17 protein-coding genes are annotated in these 21,293 nt (G+C 66.7%); 7 read left to right on the top strand and 10 right to left on the bottom strand.

What is annotated here, in order from left to right; all coding sequences use genetic code 11:
- Positions 1 to 9 precede the first annotated feature (9 nt).
- The 3 genes from PL79_RS25985 to PL79_RS25965 form a co-directional block, all read right to left on the bottom strand.
- The gene (locus PL79_RS25985; protein ID WP_044848679.1) at positions 10 to 4,152 is read right to left on the bottom strand and encodes a CheR family methyltransferase; all 4,143 of its coding nucleotides are present in this window, start codon (positions 4,150 to 4,152) and stop codon (positions 10 to 12) included.
- A 668-nt stretch (positions 4,153 to 4,820) separates the two neighbouring features.
- Positions 4,821 to 5,834, bottom strand: a complete 1,014-nt coding sequence (locus tag PL79_RS25975; protein ID WP_044848680.1) for a hypothetical protein — start codon at positions 5,832 to 5,834, stop codon at positions 4,821 to 4,823.
- Positions 5,835 to 6,218: 384 nt separating this feature from the next.
- Positions 6,219 to 7,814 carry a GMC oxidoreductase gene (locus PL79_RS25965; RefSeq protein ID WP_044848689.1) on the bottom strand — a complete coding sequence of 532 codons (1,596 nt, stop codon included), beginning with the start codon at positions 7,812 to 7,814 and terminating at the stop codon, positions 6,219 to 6,221.
- Positions 7,815 to 8,184: 370 nt separating this feature from the next.
- Here PL79_RS25965 and PL79_RS25960 point away from each other — a divergent pair, with 370 nt between their 5' ends.
- Positions 8,185 to 8,445 (top strand): hypothetical protein, encoded by a 261-nt coding sequence (locus PL79_RS25960; protein WP_044848681.1) that lies wholly within the window; start codon positions 8,185 to 8,187, stop codon positions 8,443 to 8,445.
- A 385-nt stretch (positions 8,446 to 8,830) separates the two neighbouring features.
- Here the strand turns inward: PL79_RS25960 and PL79_RS25955 are convergent, their stop codons facing one another.
- Positions 8,831 to 9,235: a hypothetical protein gene (locus tag PL79_RS25955; protein WP_135801141.1), complete on the bottom strand. Its 405-nt coding sequence runs from the start codon at positions 9,233 to 9,235 to the stop codon at positions 8,831 to 8,833.
- Here PL79_RS25955 and PL79_RS25950 point away from each other — a divergent pair.
- Positions 9,234 to 9,494, top strand: a complete 261-nt coding sequence (locus PL79_RS25950; protein WP_044848682.1) for a hypothetical protein — start codon at positions 9,234 to 9,236, stop codon at positions 9,492 to 9,494. The two genes, PL79_RS25955 and PL79_RS25950, sit on opposite strands and share 2 nt — an antisense overlap.
- 148 nt (positions 9,495 to 9,642) lie before the next feature.
- Here PL79_RS25950 and PL79_RS25945 read toward each other — a convergent pair whose 3' ends face one another.
- Together PL79_RS25945 and PL79_RS25940 are read right to left on the bottom strand one after the other, a co-directional pair.
- Entirely contained in the window at positions 9,643 to 10,485 is an 843-nt protein-coding gene (locus PL79_RS25945) for an NAD(P)/FAD-dependent oxidoreductase (RefSeq protein WP_135801140.1), read from the bottom strand.
- A 140-nt stretch (positions 10,486 to 10,625) separates the two neighbouring features.
- Positions 10,626 to 12,971 carry a hypothetical protein gene (locus PL79_RS25940; protein ID WP_044848684.1) on the bottom strand — a complete coding sequence of 782 codons (2,346 nt, stop codon included), beginning with the start codon at positions 12,969 to 12,971 and terminating at the stop codon, positions 10,626 to 10,628.
- A 281-nt stretch (positions 12,972 to 13,252) separates the two neighbouring features.
- Between PL79_RS25940 and PL79_RS25935 the strand changes: the two genes are divergently transcribed.
- Together PL79_RS25935 and PL79_RS25930 are read left to right on the top strand one after the other, a co-directional pair.
- Positions 13,253 to 15,637, top strand: coding sequence for a xanthine dehydrogenase family protein molybdopterin-binding subunit (locus PL79_RS25935; protein WP_044848685.1), 2,385 nt, complete (start codon positions 13,253 to 13,255; stop codon positions 15,635 to 15,637).
- The gene (locus PL79_RS25930) at positions 15,565 to 16,023 is read left to right on the top strand and encodes a (2Fe-2S)-binding protein (RefSeq protein WP_044848690.1); all 459 of its coding nucleotides are present in this window, start codon (positions 15,565 to 15,567) and stop codon (positions 16,021 to 16,023) included. The genes PL79_RS25935 and PL79_RS25930 overlap by 73 nt, the downstream gene beginning before the upstream one ends.
- Before the next feature lie 17 nt (positions 16,024 to 16,040).
- Here PL79_RS25930 and PL79_RS37065 read toward each other — a convergent pair whose 3' ends face one another.
- On the bottom strand, positions 16,041 to 16,700 hold the full coding sequence (locus tag PL79_RS37065) for a DUF4384 domain-containing protein (RefSeq protein ID WP_328592079.1): 660 nt from the start codon (positions 16,698 to 16,700) through the stop codon (positions 16,041 to 16,043).
- 183 nt (positions 16,701 to 16,883) lie between these two features.
- A complete protein-coding gene (locus tag PL79_RS37060) occupies positions 16,884 to 18,161 on the bottom strand; it encodes a serine/threonine-protein kinase (protein WP_328592078.1) in 1,278 nt (425 codons plus the stop codon).
- 447 nt (positions 18,162 to 18,608) lie between these two features.
- Between PL79_RS37060 and PL79_RS25920 the strand changes: the two genes are divergently transcribed.
- Entirely contained in the window at positions 18,609 to 18,827 is a 219-nt protein-coding gene (locus PL79_RS25920) for a hypothetical protein (RefSeq protein ID WP_052664731.1), read from the top strand.
- A gap of 29 nt (positions 18,828 to 18,856) precedes the next feature.
- Here PL79_RS25920 and PL79_RS25915 read toward each other — a convergent pair whose 3' ends face one another.
- Positions 18,857 to 19,099 (bottom strand): hypothetical protein, encoded by a 243-nt coding sequence (locus tag PL79_RS25915; protein ID WP_044846567.1) that lies wholly within the window; start codon positions 19,097 to 19,099, stop codon positions 18,857 to 18,859.
- Positions 19,100 to 19,141: 42 nt separating this feature from the next.
- Positions 19,142 to 19,663: a lecithin retinol acyltransferase family protein gene (locus PL79_RS25910; protein ID WP_044846566.1), complete on the bottom strand. Its 522-nt coding sequence runs from the start codon at positions 19,661 to 19,663 to the stop codon at positions 19,142 to 19,144.
- Positions 19,664 to 20,145: 482 nt separating this feature from the next.
- Here PL79_RS25910 and PL79_RS25905 point away from each other — a divergent pair, with 482 nt between their 5' ends.
- Both PL79_RS25905 and PL79_RS25900 read left to right on the top strand, forming a co-directional pair.
- Positions 20,146 to 20,430, top strand: coding sequence for a hypothetical protein (locus tag PL79_RS25905; RefSeq protein WP_044846565.1), 285 nt, complete (start codon positions 20,146 to 20,148; stop codon positions 20,428 to 20,430).
- 84 nt (positions 20,431 to 20,514) lie between these two features.
- Positions 20,515 to 21,285 carry a PP2C family protein-serine/threonine phosphatase gene (locus tag PL79_RS25900; protein WP_044846564.1) on the top strand — a complete coding sequence of 257 codons (771 nt, stop codon included), beginning with the start codon at positions 20,515 to 20,517 and terminating at the stop codon, positions 21,283 to 21,285.
- Positions 21,286 to 21,293 lie beyond the last annotated feature (8 nt).

Here is a 21,293-nt window from a genome sequence, read left to right as displayed (position 1 = left end):
CGCGCGACTTCACTGAAGGTCGGTCAATGCGGCAAGCAGCATCCCGAAATCCAGCGGTTTGGCGAGATGCGCATCGAATCCGGCGTCTGCGGCAGCGTCGACGTCGTCCTGGCGGTTACGGCCGGTCAACGCGACGACCTTCAGGTTCGCCCACCGGGGGTCGGCCTTGATCCGGCGAAGCAACTCGTAGCCGTCCATGTCCGGCAGTCCGATGTCGGACACGATCGCGTCGATCGGTGTCGTCGGCAGCAGCTCCAGTGCCGAGGCGGCGGTTTCGGCGGTGCTGACCACCGCGCCCGCCAACTCCAGCAGCGCAGTGAGCGACAGCGCCGTCTCCTGGTCATCCTCGACGAGCAGCACGCGCAGGCCGGCGATGCTCCGCTCCGACACGTCACCGCCGGTGGCGGACACCGCGCGCTCGTCCGCCGCGGCCGGCAGCCATACCGTCATCCGCGTGCCTTGCCCCGGACCATCGGAAGCCGCCGAAATCCGGCCGCCGTGCATCTCGACGAGTTGCCGCACGAGCGCCAGACCGATGCCGAGGCCACCGCGAGCCCTGTCGCGCGGCGCCTGCCGAAACATGTCGAATACATGCGGAAGCATCTCGCGATCGATGCCCTGGCCGTTGTCGACGACGTCGACACGCAGCATCCGCCCTTCGTGCGTCAACTGCACCACGATCTGCCCATGCGGCGGCGTGAACTTCAGCGCATTGGACATCAGGTTCCAGAATATCTGCTCGCATCTCACCGGATCGGCGAGCGCGATGGCCGGACCGGCCGGCAACTCCGTTTTCAGAACCAGCCCGCGCGCGTGCGCGTCGGCCTCGCACGTATCCGCGATCGTGCGCAAGATGGCCGTCAGGTCGACCCGCGATACGTCGAGTGCCAGCTTTCCGGTCTGGATGCGCGACAGGTCGAGCAGGTCGTCGATGATCTGGGCCTGCGCGCGTACGGCCTGGCGGATCGAATCGGCCGCCTCGCGCACGGCGGGAATGTCGCGCGTCTCGGGAAGGCGCGGCAGCATCTCCGACTTGACGCCGATCAGGTTGAGCGGATGTCGCAGCTCGTGCGACAGCACCGCGATGAACTCGTCCTTCAGCTGGTTCGAGCTCAGGGCCTGCTCGCGTGCGGCCTGTTCCCGCGCGAGCGCTTCCCGGTTCGCATCCTCGCTCTGCTTGCGCGACGTCAGATCGCGAACGATCTTCGCGAACCCGCTGAACGAGGTGTCCGAAATCGGCGTGACGACGCCGCTGCAGAAGATGCGGCGCCCGTCCTTGGTGCGGTGCCAGCGCTCGTCGTCCGCGCGCCCTTCCCGGGTCGCGATGTCGCGCTCGCGCGCCGGCACGAGCGCCTGCCGGTCGTTCGGTTCGTAGATCAGTTCCACGTCCTGACCGATCATCTCGTCCTCCGTATAGCCGAAGATGCGTGCGGCGCCGGCATTCCAGCTGACGATCGATCCGTTGTTGTCCTGGATGATGATCGCGTAGTCCTTGGTCGACTGCGCGACCAGCCGCAGGCGTTGCTCGCCCGCGCGTGCCGCTTCTTCCGCGTGATGCCGGTCGGTGATGTCGATGAGCGTGATCACGGCGCCGTCGATGTGATCGTCCGCGGTGCGATAAGGCAGCAGCCGCATCAGGTACCACCGTCCCGTCTCGCTCTCGATTTCGCGTTCGATCAGGCGCAGCGACTGGAACGACTGGCGGACGTCGTCCGCGAGCGTCGGGTACCGTAGCGCGTGTGTAATATGGAACAGCGACCGGCCGAGGTCCGTATCGATCAGGTTGAAGATCGCCGTCGCGTTCGGCGTGAAGCGCTTGACGCGGATCTCCTTGTCGACGAATACGGTGGCGATTTCGCTCGACGCGATGATGTTGTGAAGGTCGTCGTTCGCCTTTGCGGTGTCCTCGATGCGCGCCTGCATTTCGGCGTTCGCCGTGGTCAGCTCTTCGTTGACCGACTGCAGTTCTTCCTTGCTGCTTTCGAGCTCCTCGCTCGTCGAGCGCAGTTCCTCGTTGATCGCCTGCAGCTCCTCGTTCGACGCCTTCAGCTCCTCGACCGACGTTTCATACTGCTCGATGATCGTCGCCAGTTGCTCGCGGCTGTGCTGCAACTCCTGTTCGAGCTGCGCGAGCACCGGATCCTGTCCGCTCGCTTCCGCCTGGTCCTCCTCGGTCATGCGGCCGGCCACCTCGTCGAACACGATCAGCAGGAATTCCGAATTGGCGACCTTGTCGTGAAACGGCCTGACCGTCATGTTGATCCACGACACGCGGGCCTCGTGCGTCCACTTGACGCGCCGCGCCTCGACGCTCGTCCCCGTTTGCAGCGCGCGGAAAATGGCCGTGCGCAAGTCGAGCCGCAGGTCCGGCAGCACCAGCGTCATGATGTTGCTGGACAGCTCCCCGCCGACATGCCGCAGGAATCGCCCGGCGTTGTCCGACAGGTGAACCACGTTGGATTCCTTGTCGATGATGACGCTCGGCGGTGAATACGTTTCCAGCGCACGCTGATGAAGCTCCGAATAGGAGAAGTTGCGCTGGGCCGGGCTGGCCGGAACCCGCATCGGCGGTTGAGGCGCGGAGCGCTCGTCCCCGCCGGATTCGACCTGGAAAAGCGGCGGGAAGCCGGTGACCGGTTTCGCGCGATGCGTGACGACACGCGCCTGGTAGATCCGCCGCTTCTTGTCGACGACCGTAAACAGATCGTCGGCTGCGTCGGCCGACTCCGCGGTGCCGAGGAACAGATAGCCGTTCGGACGCAACGCGAAATGAAACAACTCGAGGATCTGCCGCTGCACCGCGCGCTCCAGGTAGATCAGCACGTTGCGGCACGAGATCAGGTCGAGGTGCGAGAACGGCGGATCGCGCAGCAGGCTGTGGGCGGCGAACAGGATGCGCTCGCGCACGGCCTTGGCAATCACGTAGTGCGCGCCCTCGCGCGTGAAGTAGCGCTGCAGCAGCGGCGCAGGCACGTCCGTCGCGATCGACAGCGGGTAGGAGCCCGTGCGTGCGCGGACGATCGCGGCTTCGTCGATATCGGTAGCAAATACCTGGATCGCCTGGCTCGACATCGACGCCTCGCGTGCCCGCGCGAGCAGCAGCGAGATCGAATACGCCTCTTCCCCCGTCGCGCATCCGGCTACCCAGACCCGCACCTGCTCCTCGGCGGATTCCGGCGCGAACAACTGGGAGATCACCTCGCGTTCGAGGAAGTCGAAGGCCTCGCGATCGCGGAAAAACTGGGTCACGCCGATCAGCATGTCGGCCAGCAGCGCGTTGGCCTCGTCCGGGGCGGTCCGCAGGAAGTCGCGGTACGCGAGCATGTCGCGCTGGCCGTTTACCTGCATGCGCCGCTCGATACGTCGCAGCACCGTCGCCCGCTTGTACAGCCTGAAATCGTGGCCGGTGCGTACCCGCAGGTGCATCAGGATGTCCGATAGCGCCCGTTCGGGATCATTGGCGCCGGGCCGATCGCCGATTTGCTGCATCTGCGTGAGTTCGAGGGTCTGCTGCTCGATGCGCCGCGCATTCGCCCAGAGGTCCAGCAATTTTTGCGGCATCTCGGCCGCCGGCAGCACGATATCGACGCGCGCCGTCGAGATCGCATGCTGCGGCATCTCCGCGTACTCCGCATCGTCCGGCGTCTGGGCGAGCGTGATGCCGCCCGCCTCCTTGATACGGCTCAAGCCCGCCGCGCCGTCCGAGCCGGTACCGGACAGCACGATGCCGATCGCGCGCGAGTCGTGAGCGTCCGCCAGCGTCCGGAAAAAGTGGTCGATCGAGAGCGCGGCACCTTCGGCGGAGCTCAGCGGGCTACAGCGAAGGCAACCGTCGGACATCTCCAGCTGCATGCCGGGCGCGATCACGTAGATATGGTTTTTTTCGATCGCTACCGTGGTCGTTACCTGATGCACCGGCATACCCGTCGTGTGCTGCAGGACGTTGTCCATATGGCTGACTTGTTCTCGTGCCAAATGGACGATGACCACGAACGCCATGTCCATGCCCGTCGGCGCGCTCTCGAAGAAGGTCTGCAAGGCCGTCGTGCCGCCAGCGGATGCCCCGATGCCCACAACCGGAAACGGCAGATCGCTCTTCACCGTGGTGGACGAGTGTGGCTGCTCCTGATGGGTCGGCTCTTGCCGTGACATTGATTTTCTCCTGATGCTGTAGCTGGACGTCGCCTGTCGGGCGCCAACCGTTGGGGCGTCACATCGATCGGGGCGCAGTTCGCAACGGGCCGAGCCTGTTCGTGGCCATGCACTCTATCAGGTTGGCAGCCGGCTATCGGGAGCGCGCTCGAAGGCGACCGCACGGGCTCGCGATATCGACCGGTGAAGCCGGTTTCGTCCCAGCGCCTGATGGATATTCGGCAGCCTATTCGTGCTCGCGAGACCTTGCACGGGCGCTCGTGCGTATTGTACGCGGCGATCGAGCCATGAGCCGGCACACTGACCCCGAATTCACTCGCCGGTCGTCCCGTTGCGCCGCGTTACTCGAATTTCCGGAGTCTGATCTCCCCGAAGGCAAACGCGGCGACAGGGACAGCCGATCGACTTGGGATCGGTGGACGGTGTGAAAGTCACGCGCATTGGTGCGTCTCGATCGCAACGCAGCGCCGCCTGCGTTCACGATATAGGTGACGGCCGCACCGGCCCGCGCATGGGCATGCGTCTCGATTCGCATCGCGGGAACGTCGAGGCGCCACCCGTGCTCGAGCGCGCTGCCCGTGCCGCCGTACCACTCGCTGACCGCCGGGTTCTTTGCCTTGTCGAGCAACGCTCTGTGAACAGAATGCGCCTGCGCTTGAAAACAAGTGCTAGAAATTGCGTGCCACGCCGACCATGAACATGTCCTGATCCTTGTCGTTGCCGGTTGCGACGCGATTGAAGCGCAAGCTCGCCGCCCAAGCGGGCGTGACCTGATACGTCACCTGTGCGCTGAGCAACGCGTTGAGCCTCGTTGTGCTCGAGGCCTCGTCCCGATCACGCGACAGATACGGACCTACGCCTGCCGAAAGCGTCCATTTGCTCCTGATCGGCGCGACGTACCAGACTTGCGCTGCCACGCCTCTTCGCCCGGCGACGCCGTTGTTGCCCTCGTAGATGAAGCTCGCCGAATAGGCCCACGCATTGCCGAGCGGCCGCTTGACTTCGACCATGTAGCCCTTTTCGATCGGCACTTGCGGACGGTTCGTCTGTGACGTTCCGGCCCACACGCCGACCTGCGTCTTGCCGTCCGAAAACGCCGGTCCCGGATCGCCGCCAAAATCCGCGCCGATGCCGAAGAGCACCGCGTCGGAGTTGAATCCGCCGATCATCTGCACGTGGTTGTACTGCACCTTGAGGAAGAAGCGTTCGGGAACGACGTAATACCGCACCGCTGCAGACGCACGCACGCCCCATCGCTTGTCGTTGCGCGGCTGGTTGTCGACGTGTGTCGTGTCCATGCTGAAATACGGCCCGGCCGACAATTCGAGCGCGAAGCGATTGCCGAGCGGCCAACGAAACGAACCCAGCGCGGCGAAGCCATCGCGGTGGTGATTCAGCGGATGGCCCTCGTTCAGGTACGCGAGATAGACGGAGAAGTAGTCGTTCAGGACGTCGCCGAAACCGACTTCGTACGCACGCCAATGCATGTCGCCACCCTCGGTCGCGCGTCCGTCGCCATACACCGCATAGACGTCGATCTTTCTTTCCGCTGGCTTGAAGCCGGCCGGCGAGCTCGCAGGACTGTCCTCGGCTTGCGCGTGGCCCGCGCCTGCCAGAATGACCAGACCGGCGATCGAGCTGGCGACGACGAAGCGCGCATAGTTGCGACGGCACTGTCCCATTTGGACTCTCCCTGACCTTGGTAACCTCGACCTGGTTCGACACAACGCCATTTGTCGCATCGCCCTTGATGCCGGGCGCTTGAGCATCGGTTCTCCTGCCTGCAGACGATCAAATGCAATCTCCGCCTCGCCGTAGCCACCGTGCAGCGCAGAATCACTCGGTGGCTCGTGATGAAGCAATATCGCTCCGTCTTGCAACGAACAATAGGTGTTTGCCTCCTGCAATACCTGCCGATTCGCAAAGGCAGGACCGCCGAACGGGACGCGCGTGGAAATCATATCGATATTCGGTCCGATCCCGATGCGTTCGGCGCGCGTTTCCACGCGATCCATTGTGACGATCAGGATGCCCCGTCAACCGTCGCCGATCCGGAACACCTTCGCTTAACGCCGGCCAAGCAACACGGCGACGTTGCGCTCGGCCAATGCGGCGATCGTGCGCGACGGATTCAGCCCGAGCGCGCGCGGGATCGTCGCACCGTCCATCACGTAGAGCCCGTCGTAACCGAATACTTTTCCGTCCGCGTTTACCACGCCATCCGCGTGCGTGAGCCCCATGTTGCAACCACCGAGCGGATGCGGGGTGATCAGCCTGTGGAAGTCGCTCCACGTCGGAGGGACGAAGGGTTCGCCGCCCGTGGCGGCCGACAGGCGCCGGTGCGTGTCGACCATCGCATCGACCACCGCCTGCGATCGCGTGTACGACCAGTCGAGCCGCAACACGCGACGCCACGGCGCAAACCAGCAGCGACCGAGACGCATGCGCCCGTCTCCCGGATCGATCGCCTGGCCGAACCAGGGCATCATGTTCTCGACCGGGTCGTCGCAATCGAAATGGCGCGCGAAGGCGCGCCAGAACGTGCGCATCGCCGTGCCGTGCGAGCGCTGCAGGTGGCGGCGCACGAAATCATGCGCAAGGTTGGGCACGCCGCCATCCTCGACGAACAAAGGCTGACCACCGTCGGCAGCCCCGTCGAGCAGGTCGATCGCGGCGGAAATGGTGACGCCGTGCGACGGCGAGATCTTCCGGCTGCCGTAGAAGGCCGGCGTCACGAAGTCGCCGTTGAAGGCCCAGCCCCAGCCGAGCCGCGGCGATAGATTCGGCAGCGTGCGATGCGCGTCGCGACAGCGCAGCAGCAGCTCGGTGCTGCCGATCGATCCGGCGCTGACGATCACCCTGGTCGCGGTGACGTATCCGGGCATGAAACTGCCCGCGGCCGGATCGATGACGTTGAAATGCACGCGCCATCCCTGGCCGAGCGGCTCGAGCTTGTGCACGACGTGCAGCGGCAGGATCGTTGCGCCATGGCGCTCGGCCACGGCCAGATAGTTGAGATCGAGCGTGTTCTTCGCCGACACCTGGCATCCGATGTCGCAATTGCCGCAGTGTACGCACGTGCCTTGCGATACCCCGTGCACGTTGACGTGCCTGACGGAATGCCGGTCGTCGCGCGCGTCGGGCAAGGACGGATCGTAAGTCGACGAAAACGACACGGCGAGCGGCAACTTGCGATACCGATCGCCCCAGCCGCAGGCGTCGGCCGCATCGCGCAACAAGCGGGTGCGTTCGCTGATCTGGTTGTCGGGCACCTCCTGGACCGACAGCATCCAGCCCACGCGCCGGTAATAAGGCTCGAGCGCCTCGTACGTGATCTCCGGCGGCCAGCCATGCTCGAACGCGTCGGGTTTGGCCTCGACCGAGACGTTGGCGTAGATCAGCGACCCGCCGCCGACGCCCGCGGCCGTCACCACCGACATGTCGGAAAAAACACGCAGGTCGGCCCAGCCGTGGAAGCGTTGCGGGTTCTGCTGGTTCCAGAGCCACGGGTCGGTCTCGTCGCGCGGATACGTTTTCGGCGTCCAGCGCCGGCCACGCTCCAGCACCAGCACCCTCCATCCCGCTTCCGCGAGGCGGCAGGCCGCCACCGCGCCCCCGAAGCCACTGCCGACCACGACGACATCGTATTCAAGCGCGCTCATGACGACGATCTCCTGACGCAGGTGCGCCACGGTTCCGATACGCACGACCCGAAGCATCCGCGGATTTCCGGCGGCATCGCGAGGCCGGACCGAGCGAAGCCAATGCGGGCAGCCAGGCCGCCTTCGTGTTGGATGACGCGAAACAGTTGCCCGGCAAATTGTTTGGCAACACCCGACATCGTCTTTCCGCGAGCTTGCCCGGCGCACGCGGCGAATTATCGGGATCTGGATGAAATGTCCTTTGTTTTCATCGGGTTAAGCGCCCATCGCGCAGGCGTGACGCGGGCTGGCACGCCCCATGCATTTGTAGCTGCGAGCGCAACGAAAACGTGCTCTCTTCCAAAACCGCAGCAAACTTAGGAGATTTATCATGTCCGCACTGATGATCAGCGACCTGTCCCGCGCCCACGAACTCAGCCGCAAGGAAATGGCTTCCGTCCGCGGTGGTAGCGTGTTCCAGAACTACGGAATCAACAACATCGCAACCGGCGGCGGCTTCTCGTTCGCGAGCCCCAATACCATCACGGCCCCGGTCACCCAGGTCGATGCATCGACCCACCTGGATCTCACCAGCGTGACCAATTCGATCAACAACCTCGGCGGCCTGGTCGTCGGCAAGCTGGGCCTCTAAGCTGCGCCGGATGTCCGCTCAGCGGCAACCGTGTCCGACAGCGTCGACCGAAACGCTCCAGCCCGCCGCGGGGTTGTCCTCGCGGCGTTCAAAGCCCGCCAGGCCGTGTTCCCTGGCGGGCTTCCCTGCATGATAAAAACGAAGCCGGCATGAACGGGCAGACGGGCCGACGCCCCGTCAACAGCACCGCCCGCGCCCATCAGCGGCCGGGCTGATCCCGCCGCGCCTTCGACCTCCCTTCCCTGCACGCGGATCCGCTTCGCCTCGTCGAGGCGGATGGCGCCGCGGCGCCAGTCATGGTGCCGCGTGGTCGCATCGATGCCCCGTTGGCCGTCGGCGCGGCAGTCCCGATGCGTTGTGCCATTCCGGATGGTACGCGATAAATTCAGTGATCCGAAGTACCTCGTGACGATCGTTGCGCCAATGCCGGTTGCCGCCGACCGTCGGCGCAGCATCGCGTCGAGGGCTTTCCTGCGCAGGCGCTCACACGCTGCGGCTGCCCGTCGATGCCTTCGACGCGAATCGCCAGCGTCACGTCCCGTTCCTGTTGGCCGGGATAGAACAGCAGACGCGGAAACCGTCTGGAAGAACCCGACACCGCCGTGCTCCGATCTTGCCCGGCGAACCCGGTGAAATGGCGTCGAGCGGATTGAATTTCGTTTGTTTTCATGAGGTTGGATGTGTTTCCCGCGCGCATGAGCAGAGCCTGGCACGCGCCGTGCATTGATAGCTGCGAGCGCAACGAAACGTGCTCTTTCCAAACCGCAGCACACTCAAGGAGATTGACCATGTCCGCACTGATGATCAACGATCTGTCCCACGCCCACGAACTCAGCCGCAAGGAAATGGCTTCCGTCAGCGGGGGTAGCGTGTTCCAGAACGCAGGTATCAACAACATCGTGACCGGCGGCGGATTCTCGTTCGCCAGCGCCAATACCATCACGGCGCCGGTGACGCAGGTCGATGCATCGACCCACCAGGATCTCACCAGCGTGACCAACTCGATCAACAACCTCGGCGGCCAGGTCATCGCGAAGCTGGGCCTGTAAGTTTCGCGATGCTTGCTTGCAGTCGCAGCAGTGTTTCGATCGAGTCGTACCGAAGTTCCTCAGCCCGCCGCGGGTTCGTCCTGCGGCGTTTCAAGCCCGCCAGCTCCCGCTGGCGGGCTTCTTTGCATGGTGAAAGCGCAACCGGCCTTCATGCCGCATCCACTGCCGCGCAGCGGACTGCGTCGCGCCATCCGAGATCGAGCCCCGCACGCGCGTAACTCCGTGCCAACACGGCTCTGCTGCGCTCGTAGCTGTCTGTCACCCAGTCGCAGTACAGCGCGGCCAGCACGCTTGCCCGACCGGGATGACGCGAAACGTCGACGGCCATTGCGCCCGCGCGCAGGCCGGAAGCGATGGCGAAACGCAAACCGTCTCCTGTCGCGGGGTCGAGATAACCCGCCGCATCGCCGCACACGATATAGCCCGGGCCCGCGGTCCGGCGCACGCACTGCCAGCGTCTGCCCTCGCGCCACATCGGTCCGACGGGTGTCGTGTCCGCCGGCCACGCGATCTCGCCATCGCGCAGCGTCGATAGCGACGTCCAGATCCGGAACGTGGACGTCGCCCTCATCCACAGCCAGCCGCCGCGCGCGATGTTCCAATATGTGCCGGGGTGCGTGCCTGGCCCGCGCGCGTAGCCGCGGCGAAGCCAGAACAGCGAAGAGTCGGTCGCCACCTCGAGCCGCATCGCGCGACGCAGCCACCCGTTGACGCCGGTTGCATCGATCACGGTGCTTGCGCCGACATCGCCGTCGCCGTGCGTGATGCCCATGACCGCGCCGTGTTCGACACGCGCGAGAAACCCGCCGGCGGGCGCACGCGCATAGCGAACGCCGGCAGCCAGCGCTTCGGCACGCAGGCCGTCGTCGAGCCGGCTGCGGATGACCGCACGTCCCCGCTGCGCATCGGCCACATCATCGAGCCATGTATGCGGTTGCCGCGCGAGGCTCGGCGCCAGTCGATCGAGCAGCGCGAGCGCGGCGCCGGACACGCATTCCGGCGCCGCCCGCGAACGCCCGTGGCCCAGCATCCACACGTTGCCGCCCACTCTTGCTGCCGCGATCGCGGCAGCGCATCCGGCAGGCCCGTCGCCGACCACGAGCACGTCGATCGCATTCATCGCGGTTCCCTTCAGTAAAGCCCGAGCGCGTCCGGCCCCGGTGCGCTGCGCAGCACGGGGCCGATCACCCGGGCCTCGGTCGCATCGCAACGGATCGCCTCACCGTAGCGCACGCGCAGCCGTCCCGGCATGTGCTGCGCCGGCGTCGCATCGGCAGCAGGCAGAACGAAAAGAAAGCGATAGCGCGCGGCAACGCCCGACGCGTCCGCAGCGTCGGCTTCGCGAAGTGCCCGCGCGGATACCAGCCACAGCTTCGTATGCGACGGCGTTTGTCCGTGGTCGCATGCGGCGACGGCATGGCGCAATGCACCGATGCGCCGGATCAGCTCGGCCGAATCGACATGCTCGAACGCGCCGTACAGCATCTCGCCGTGCAGCGCGTTGGCGACGTAGTCCGAGCGTTCGATGTCCGCGTAATCCACGCTGCCGTCGGGCGTCAGGTACGGGCCGTATTCGCCGTCCCATCCGCGCCGCGTGTTCGACTCGTCGCCGCGCGTGACCAGCGGATGACACGGATGCAGGCCGAGTTCATGGTCGAGCATCGGGATCGCGGTCGGCGCGTCGCTCCGGTTGAAGGTTCTGGACGCATCGGGGCTCACGGCGGGCCAGAAGCTGTTGGAGGCCGCGCACAGCTTGATATCTTCGGCGAACGGGCTGCCGAGCCCGAAGGTGGCGAGGAAGATGCCGCGCCGGTTGCCCGCATAGGTGACGTCCCAGCCGGGCGCAAACACGCCCGAAGACGCGTCCGACAGGAACGAGGTCATGCGCGGCATCTGCACGTCCCGGTCCCGCCGCCGCGCCGAGCGTGCCGCCCGGCTGAACGCGACGGCGACCGTCTCGTCACGCGGCGAAAACGCCTGCGTATGGCTGAACGGATCGACGTGATGGGGATTGGCCGGCAGGCGCTCGGCGCTGAGCGATATCGGCGAGCCGCTCCTGAACTGCGACTTCGGATCGATCCGCCGGTCCTTGAACCAGCGCTGCAATTCCGCCTGGTCGGCGTACGGGTAGAAATCCGGCGCGGCAACGACCGAATAGGCCGGGTGTACCGCGTGTCCCGCCAGCTCGGCGATACGGATCGTCACGACGCCTTCGCTGCAGTGATCCAGAAACAGCTGCGCGCGATAGCCGCCTTTGCCGACTTCCCCGAGGAATGCCTGTCGGTCGACGGGATGCGCGCGCATATCCGTGCAGGAGCCGTCCTCATGCGCCTTGTGCCGGATGTTGATGAACTCCGGTGCATTGCGCGGTTCGGGAAATCGAAGCCAGGCGGGCGCGAAATGCGGAAAATAGTGCTGCCGCACGTCGTCGACGGCGGCCAGCACCAGCTTCCACAGATTCGTGATGATTCTCATCGTCGTGAAGCGCCGGTTGGCGAGCGGGGCCAGCCGCCATCGAGCCGGCACGCCGAAGCCGTGCACGCCGAAGTTGGCGGCGTTCACCGGCTCGATCAGCGGCCGCGCGGCCGGGATCAGGAGCACGGCCGCGCCCGAACGCTTCAGTGCGACTGCCGGGGTGCTCGCGCCGGCAGGCGGTGCCGTGCCGGCGTCCTCGGAGCAGATCGCATACGGTGCGCCGCCCAGATCGCCCGACGGCGACGGCCGCACGCCCCAGCGCGCCTCGACGGCCCGCTTCAGCTTCTCGCCGCGATGGCAGTGGCCATATTGCAACGTCAACCGGCGTCCGGGCAGGCATTCATCGGGAAACAGCTTGCGCACCGGTTCGATGAAGGTGCGCCGATCGTCGCCCGCTTGCCTGCCCTCGATCAGCGCGAGCGTGCCGGGGCCGGTGACCCGGCGCACGAGAAACGCGCCATAGCGCGCCGGCATCGCGCGGACATGCTCGATCCCGTCCGGCACGTGCGGCACGAAGCTGCGGGTCTGCTCGTCGTAGCTTGCGTCGACGTCGCCGTTGCGGGCAATGCCGAGTCGCGAGAACACGAGGTCCGCATGCTGCTGATGTCCGGTACGGCGCGCGGGCCGGTACTGATAAGCCAGCACCGCGATGTCCAGCGTCTGCCAGTCGGGCGGCAACGGCGCCAGCGAATCGATGTAGTTCTCCAGCAAGTCGATTGCCTCGAGGCGCACGCCGGCATCCGGCGCCGGGCACGTGGACAGTGCGAGCAGGTGATAGACGAGACTGCGTGCCGGGTCGCCGGGCTCGATCGCCCGCGTGGTGTCCGGGCAGAGATCGTGAATGCGCGGATCGTCCCAGTCGATCGGCAGCGGCCGGCTCAGTCGCTTCGCCGTCTCCTCGGGCGTGCCCGAATCGGACAGGTCGAGACCGTGACGTTCGAACGCTGCTCGCCACGGCGCCGGCAATCCGAGCAGCAACGCGTGAACCTCATCGACGAGCATCGACGGCCTCCGGCGGTGGTGCGTTCGAAGCGGCCGGCTCGATGCGCTTCGCGTCCCGGAACCCCACGCATGTCGATCCGGTCGCTGCAGGCCGCCTCTTCAGCGCTTGTTTCAAACGAACCTCACATTCAGGTTCTCGGTTGCCGAGATCAGTGACTAATATAGGTGATTGCAGCTGCAATGAAATGTCGGATTGTGTTCGAAACATTGAATGCCGGAGGCGCGTGGCGTGATTCGCCGGCGGCGCCGTGACTCGATCAACACATGTCGGCGGCCACCTCATGTTGACGCGCAGAACCTTCGTGCTGGGCAGTGCGGGCGTGGCGGGCACGCTGGTGATCGGCTGGGCGTGGTGGCGCCGCGACGACCGGCTGGCCATACCCGCGCAGCTGGCGATGTCGCGCGTCGATGTGCCGCTGAACGGCTGGGTGATGATCAGTTCCGCTAACGACGTGACGATCGTCATGAGCAAATCCGAAATGGGCCAGGGGATACATACCGGCGCGGCCATGTTGCTGGCCGAAGAGCTGGATGCGGACTGGTCGCGCGCGCGCATCGTCATGTCCCCGCTCGACACGATCTACAAGGACCGCGAATCACTGGCCGACGGCCTGCCGTTTCGTCCCGATGACGACAGCCTGCTCGCGCGCGGCGCGGCGGCCCTGGTGCGCCACGGCGCACGCTATCTGGGTTCGATGGTAACGGGCGGATCGACGAGCATGATCGATCTGTGGGGGCCCATGCGCGAAGCGGGCGCCACGGCCCGCATCATGTTGCGCAGCGCCGCGGCGCAGCTTTGGCAGGTGCCCGTCGCCGAATGCGAGACGAAAGCCGGCGTGGTGCTGCATCGGTCGGGGCGCTCGGCGACGTACGGCGAACTGGTCGAGCGCGCGCGGGACGTGCCGCGCCCGGCACATGTCGCTCTGAAGGACCCGAAGACTTTCATGCTGGTCGGGAAACGGCTGGGCCGCATCGAGGCGCACGCGAAGCTCGACGGCAGCGCGCGCTATGGCATCGACGTGCTTCCGGACAAGCTCCTGTATGCGAGCGTCGCGATGTGCCCGACACTCGGCGGAACGGCGCTGGCGGTCGACCGGTCCAGGGTCGGCGGCCTGAAGGGCGTGACCGGTGTCTTCACGATCGCGCCATACCACGGCGGAACGGGAGGCGTTGCCGTCATTGCCGACAATCCCTTCATCGCCATGCGGACGTTGTGCGGGTTGCCGGTCACATGGGATCACGGGCCGGCTGCGGGCGTGAATACCGCGGACGTCCGCGCGGCGTTGACGCGCGCCCTCGACGGCGATGACGGGCGCCACGTGTTCTACGCCGCCGGCGATGCCGATGCGGCGCTGGGCCACGCGAAGCCGTTCGTCGCGCAGTACGAAGTGCCGTACCTGGCTCACGGGCCGCTGGAACCGATGAATTGCACGGTGCGGGTCGACGACGACGCGGCAACGATCTGGTGCGGCACGCAGGTTCCGATGGTGGCACGCCGGGCAGTCGCGGCGCTGCTGGGCCTGGACGAAGACAAGGTGGTCGTGAACCAGCAATTGATCGGCGGGGCCTTCGGCAGGCGGCTCGAGGTCGACTTCATCACGCAGGCGGCCGCCATCGCGCTTCATGCGAAGGGGCGGCCCGTCCAGACGATCTGGTCGCGCCCGCAGGACATGACGCACGACTTCTACCGCCCGGCCTGCGTGGCGAGATACAGCGGCGCCGTCGATGCGAGCGGCAGGCTGGTTGCCTGGAAAGGGGTGTCGGCGAGCCAGTCGATCAGCGCGCAGGCGATGCCGCGCACCTTCGGCATGCCGGGCCTCGCCGCGAAATGGCTGCCCGACGCCACCACGGCGGAAGGCGCATTCGACCTGCCCTATGAATGCGCGAACATTCTCGTCCAGCACAATACGGTGACGCTCCCGGTCCCCGTTGGCTACTGGCGCTCCGTCGGACACTCGCATCAGGCATTCTTCGTCGAGAGCTTCATCGACGAGATGGCGGCGCTGGCTCGCAAGGACCCGATCCAGTTTCGGCTCGACATGCTGAAGCAGCCGGCGCACCAGCGCCACGTGGCCGTGTTGCGGGCGCTCGTCGCGCTATCCGGCTGGCGTTCGCCGCTCGCGTGGCGTGACGAGACCGGCGCGCGGCGCGCACGCGGCGTGGCGATGCACGAATCGTTCGGCAGCGTGGTCGCGCAAGTCGCCGAACTCCGGCAGGACGGTGACGGCTTTCGCGTGACGCGCGTGTTCTGCGTGATCGACTGCGGGCTGGCCGTGAATCCGAACCTGGTCGAGCAGCAGATGGAGAGCGGGATCATCTTCGGATTGTCGGCCGCGCTGGAGCAGGCGATCACGATCGAGAACGGGCAAGTCGCGCAGCAGTATTTCGACAGCTATCCGCTGGTCAACATGGAGACTTGCCCCGAGATCGTCACGCAAGTCCTGGCCGGCGGGACCGAGCCGCACGGCGTCGGCGAAGCGGGCACGCCGCCGATCGCGGCGGCCGTGGCGAATGCGCTGTATGCGCTCACGGGCGTGCGTCATCGCACCCTGCCGCTCATCAAGCCGAGCCCGCCCGGGCAAGGAGACGACCGATGGTGTCAGTCCGTATCAACGGGGAAACCGCTGACCTCGATACCGAGCCCGACACGCCGCTGCTCTGGGTGATTCGGTGCGAACGGAAGCTGACCGGCACGAAGTTCGGCTGCGGTGTCGGCGTCTGCGGTGCGTGCACGGTGCTCCTGAACGATCAGGCCGTGCCCGCGTGCCAGCTGCCGGTCGGTACGCTGAACGGCGCGCGCATCACCACCATCGAAGGGCTGGACGGCGTCGAAGCGCGGGCGCTGAAGAACGCGTGGATTGCCGTCGACGTCGTGCAATGCGGCTATTGCCAGAGCGCCCAGCTGATTGCCGCCACCGCGCTGCTGATGCGCTGCCCTCGCCCCGACGACCACCAGATCGACGAAGCCATGAAGAACATCGCATGCCGGTGCGGCACGTTTCCCCGCATCCGCCGCGCCATTCACCAGGCGGCGCAAGCGCTGGGCCGCTGACCGGCGCATCGGCCCGCTCAGCGGCCGTTGGCATGCGTCGTGATCTGGATGAAATCGGCGGCAATGCGCCCCTCGCCGTATTTGGCCTCGAACAGCTTCAATTGCCGCCCGATTGCCGCGAGATAGGCGGCGCGCGGCTCGGATGAAGGCCGTAACCCGTCGAACAGCGGCGCGGGCGTGACGAGGAGCACGATCATCTCGGTGCCGAACGGCGGCCCGATCACCCACTCGCCCATGCTGCCGATCGTCGCGGCGTAATTCGGCGGCGCCTGGTTGTCGCGTTCGCGGCTGCTCGGCACGAGATGCACGACGCTGCCGTTCAGCACGTAGTAATCGACGTTCACATACGACTCGTAACCGGGTGTCGTGATGTCGATGACGAGCGGGCTGCCTTCCGCGAGATGCGCGTCCGGCGCTCGCGTGCGGAGCGACGCGGCGTGTGACGATGCCTGATTCGACCGCCAGTACGGCGCCAGCGCGCTCACGACCTCGCAATCGCGGGCGTCGACGGGACGCACGTCGAGCCTCGCCGCCTGGCCGCCCGCCAGGCCGCCGAGTGAGCTGCGCACGCGGCCGATGCCGACACCGGCTTCCGTATAACCGCGCACCTGCAGCACGCGATCCTGCACCGATGCAACCAGCGCCGAACACGGTACGCGCGCCAGCGCAGCCGTCACGGCCGCAGCGAGATCGCCGGGTGCGGGTGTCGTGCCGGTGCCGGTGCGCCCGGCGGCGCGCCTGGCCAGCAGCGGGCGCGCGTTCGCGGCGGCCGCGGGGCGCTGCCGGCACCGGCGCTCGCCGTCCGGCCATTCCCGCCGCCGGCGGTCGCGTGCGCGACGTATCCGTTGCCAGGGCGCCCGTCACCTGCTGCGCGAAAGCGCCTGGTAGCCGTACCAGAGCACGGCGATCGCCGCCGCCGTGCAAGCGCCCACGGCCACCCCCACGCGTACGCCCGATGCCCGGGCGGGTGGCTTGAGCACGCCCATGCCTTCCAGGAACTGGTTGACGCTGGGCGTGCGCGCCGCGCGGTCGAACGACAACGCGGCGCTCAAGGTTCGCCATTGCGTGCGATCGAGACCGGGATGACGCTCGGGCCGCAAGTGGTCGTGACGCGCCTGGGTGGCCGACAGCCGATTGAACGGATGGTGCCCGGTCAGCAATTCGTAGGTGACGCAGGCGAGCGCGTAGACGTCGTCACGCGGATCCGGCTCGAGATGCTCGAACATCTCCGGGCTCGCATAGGCCGGCGTGATGCCGCCGAGGCTCGCCGGGTCGAACACGGTCACGTCGGGATCCTCGTCGCGGCGCTGGAATGCGCGCGCAATCCCGAAGTCGATCACCTTCACCTCACCGCGGTCGGTCAGGAACACGTTGGCGGGCTTGAAATCGCAGTGAACGAAGCCGCGCTCGTGCGCGTAGGCGAGCGCCTGGCCCATGCCGGCGATGATCGGCAACGCGGCATCGAGCGGCATGCCCTTGAAGTCCGGCGCGCGCAGCACCTTGCTGAGCGGCCGGCCCGACAGATACTCCATCGTGAGGTAGACGAGCGGACCGTCCCGATCGAAGTCGTAGACGGTGACGATGTTGCGATGGGCGAGCGTCTGCGCCTTGCGGGCCTCACGCTGAAGCGCGATCAGCGACGTCGGCTGGCCGCGAAACTGCACATTGAGCACCTTGATCGCGATGTGCGGCTTGCGATCCGACGCCTCCAGCTTGCGCAGGTCGAGCGCCTTGTACACGGTACCCATGCCGCCGACGCCCAGGCACTCCTCCAGCACGAAGCGCCCGTTCAGCGTATCGCCGATGCCTTTCACGCGCTCGCCGTCAATGGACAGTGCGTCGCCCGACGGCCCGGGCGCGATGCCCGGACGCGCGTCCGGCCGAAGCGGGCTCTCCTGGATCCGGGTCGCGTCGCCCGCGGATGCCGTTCTGTCGCGACACCGCTCGAGGCGTTTCAGCACTTCCGCATAGATATCGTCCGACAACGGCTGCGTGGTTTGCGTCTGGTCGAGCACTTCGCGCAACCGCGCGCAATCGACCTGATCGGTCGCCAGCACACGGTCGATCTCCGAGAAGAACGCTTCCTGCGACAGCGTCCCGCTCTGGAATGTCTGAATCAGCTGCGCAAAGCTCATCATTCGTATGCCGTCTACTCAGCTTCAGCTTGCCGACCCGCTTCGGCGTCCCGCGGCGCCGCCAGGGCAAGGACCGTCGATGACGTACCCGTGCAGCGCGACATGCCGGTGATGCACCGGACACCATCGAAGCTGCGCACGCTGCCACGTCATCATCAGACGAATCCGGCTGCGCGCCGCACCGGCCGCAGGCCTTCTGACAGGACGTCTAACAAATCATACTAGTCTGCGGTCACGCCCTGTGCAATCGGTGCCGGAACTAGAATTCACGTCGATCGATCGCGAACCGGCTTCAGGTTTTCGCCGTCCATGCGCACCCGCGCTGCCCGGTCGATTTTCCAGCGCGCGCGGTCGTGCGGCGAACCTATACTGGACAGATTCCCGGTACGTCGGCACATCGCACGATGCTGCATGGCTGCCCCTCTTCCATCCGATTTCGCGGAGTCAACCATGGGCGTGCTCGTCATCAACGATCTTCCCGAAAGCGTCGACCTCGACCGCCAGGCGATGGCCGCCATCAGCGGTGGCGCGCGGGTCCGTGCGCATCAGACGATGCTCGCGCCGCAGCCTTTCCCCTATCTGCACACCGACGCCCGCGGGGCTGCGTTGAAGCAAGCACCGGCGGCCGAAACGGCGGCGTCCCCGGCGCGCCCGACCCTGTTGCGCTGACGGCACACCACCCGGCCGCGCATGCACGGTCAGGCCGCCTGCGACATCATCGCGGGCCGCCGATCGGCCGGCGGGAACACGCACCACGAGCCGTCGTCGTGACGAAAGAAGAAGATCGCGATCGTGCCGGCCGGATGCACGGCCTCGACGCAGACGAAGCGCCGCCGTTGCGCCGGCAGGCGGCTGAAGCGCACGATGCGCGCCGGCACGCGCGCGCTCGGCGCGAGCCACTTGTCGACCTGCATGCGCAGCGAGGATTCGGTTCCGTTCATTTGAGCCCCCTGATGACGATGTCGAACGCGCCGGGACGTCGCTCATGCGGCGGCGATGGCGGCCGCGGCACCTCGTCCGCCCGCGCGCCGCGCCGCGAGCAGCGCGCGGCAGACGGACAGCGCGAACCGGACGGCCGTCCGCGGATGCATGACGCAGGTGCGAACCTGCTCGCTGTGGCCCGTCCCTTCCACGCACCACGTGCAGAAGTGCTCGCAGTTGTTCGTGAGCAGGCGATAGCGGTTTTCGCCCAGACGCGAACGCGCGCGCAGCACCGCGGTGCGTCCCGCATAGGCGGCGTACGGATGCGGCACGACGCGCACCGCGTGACCGGCGGCGAAGCGTTCGAGCGTGACTTCCTCGATCGGGCCGCGATGCAGCGACGTGCACAGCCCCGCGTAGTGGACGACGCGCCCGTCGCCGACGTAGATGCCGTGATGGCTGTAGGCGCCGCGATCGGAAACCAGGTGCGCGCCGAGCGGCAGTGCATCGACGCCGCCGGACAGCAAAGCTGCCTGCGCGCTTGCGTCCGCAATGCTGTTCACTGGTTGAAGGTCGCGTTCCATGACGGGCTCCGTCTGCAGGTTGGCGGCCGCCCGTGTTGCTCATGGGTCGGCCGGTTGCCAACTAACCTGCATCAAGCGTGCCACTCTTCGCGGCGCCCGCCGTGCAAGGCCTGGCGGGAAGCGCCCGGCGAACCGCGCACTGCGCTGTCGCCGCGCGGCCAACCGTTTGCCGGGGATTTTGTTGGTGAGACAGCACCAGTTGGCGCGCCCGACCGCCGTCTGCATGTGCCGGAGCACGTGTCGGTTTCGCGGCCACGTTCGTGGCCCCGACTGTTGGCTCGCGTACAACCATTGCGGGACGAGGCCGCGACGCACTAGGATGCAAACAACGCGTGTCGATCGCGCCTTGCCTTGCCGCGCGTGGCGCCCGGGCGGATCGACGCCCGCGCCCGGGCCACGCACGCGGGTCGTGTCGCGCATGGCACGAGGTTTGCACGTATCGGGTACCCGGTTCGTCGGCAAGCCCCATTCGGAGACGCATCATGACCACGCTCGCAATTACCGACCTTCACATGCAGCGCGACATCGACCGCAAGACGATGTCGTTCATCCGCGGCGCAGGCGCGCCGTGGGTATTCGGCTGGATCCAGCCGTACACGCCGCCGGCGCCTGCGTTCGGGCCGGTCGTCAACCTCTATCAGACGTACAACACGTTCTACGCGAACCAGGTTCTCAACCAGATCCAGAACATCGACGTCGCGAACTCGGCGCCTGGCGCGAACATCGTGGTCGGGGTCGGCGCGGACGGCAGGAACCGGCTCGTCTAGCGCCGGTTTCAAGCCGGCCGGCAACGCGCGTTCACAAGCCCTGATCGGCATGAACCCGCCCTGAACGAAAAGGAATGGCGCGCCGTGAGCGCAGAACTGCAATGGACTTCGGCGTCACGCACCGACGTGGGCCGGGTTCGCGAGATCAACGAAGACGATTGCCTCGCGTTGCCGCACCGTGGCCTGTGGGCCGTTGCGGACGGCATGGGCGGACATTCGGCCGGCGACCTCGCGAGCCGGATGATCGTGCAGGCGCTGGATCGGCTGGCCGCCCCGGCCACGCTGGCGGACTTCATCGCGGCGGCGCGTACCGCGCTCGATGCCGTCAACGCGCAATTGCGCGAATCGGCCGCCCGGCGCGGCGTGCGCATGATCGGCAGCACGGTGGCGGTGCTGCTGGCGAGCGGCCGCCAATGCGGCTGGCTGTGGGCCGGCGACAGCCGGATCTACCTGTACCGCGACGCGCGCCTGACGCAGCTCACGCTCGATCACAGCCACGTCGCGGAACTGCAGGCGCAGGGCCACCTGAGCGCACAGCAGGCGCGCCATCACCCGTCGCAGCACGTGATCACGCGCGCGGTCGGCGCCGCCGAGCAACTGCAGCTCGACGAACGACGCATCGACGTATGCGACGGCGACATGTTTCTGCTGTGCAGCGACGGCCTGAGCAACGAGCTCGACGAAGCCGACATCTCGGCCGCCCTCGCCTGCGGCGATTGCGCGCGCGCAACGGACGAGCTCGTCGCCCTCGCGTTGCGCGCGGGCGGCCGGGACAACGTCACCGCGGTCGTGATCCGCGCGTCCGATCCCGATGCGTCGGACCGGACGCTCGCCAATCCTTCCGTGCGACGCTGAACGATCGC

Source organism: Burkholderia sp. USMB20 (assembly GCF_000949135.2).
Lineage (GTDB): Bacteria > Pseudomonadota > Gammaproteobacteria > Burkholderiales > Burkholderiaceae > Burkholderia.
This window is presented reverse-complemented; position numbering and strand designations above follow the sequence as displayed.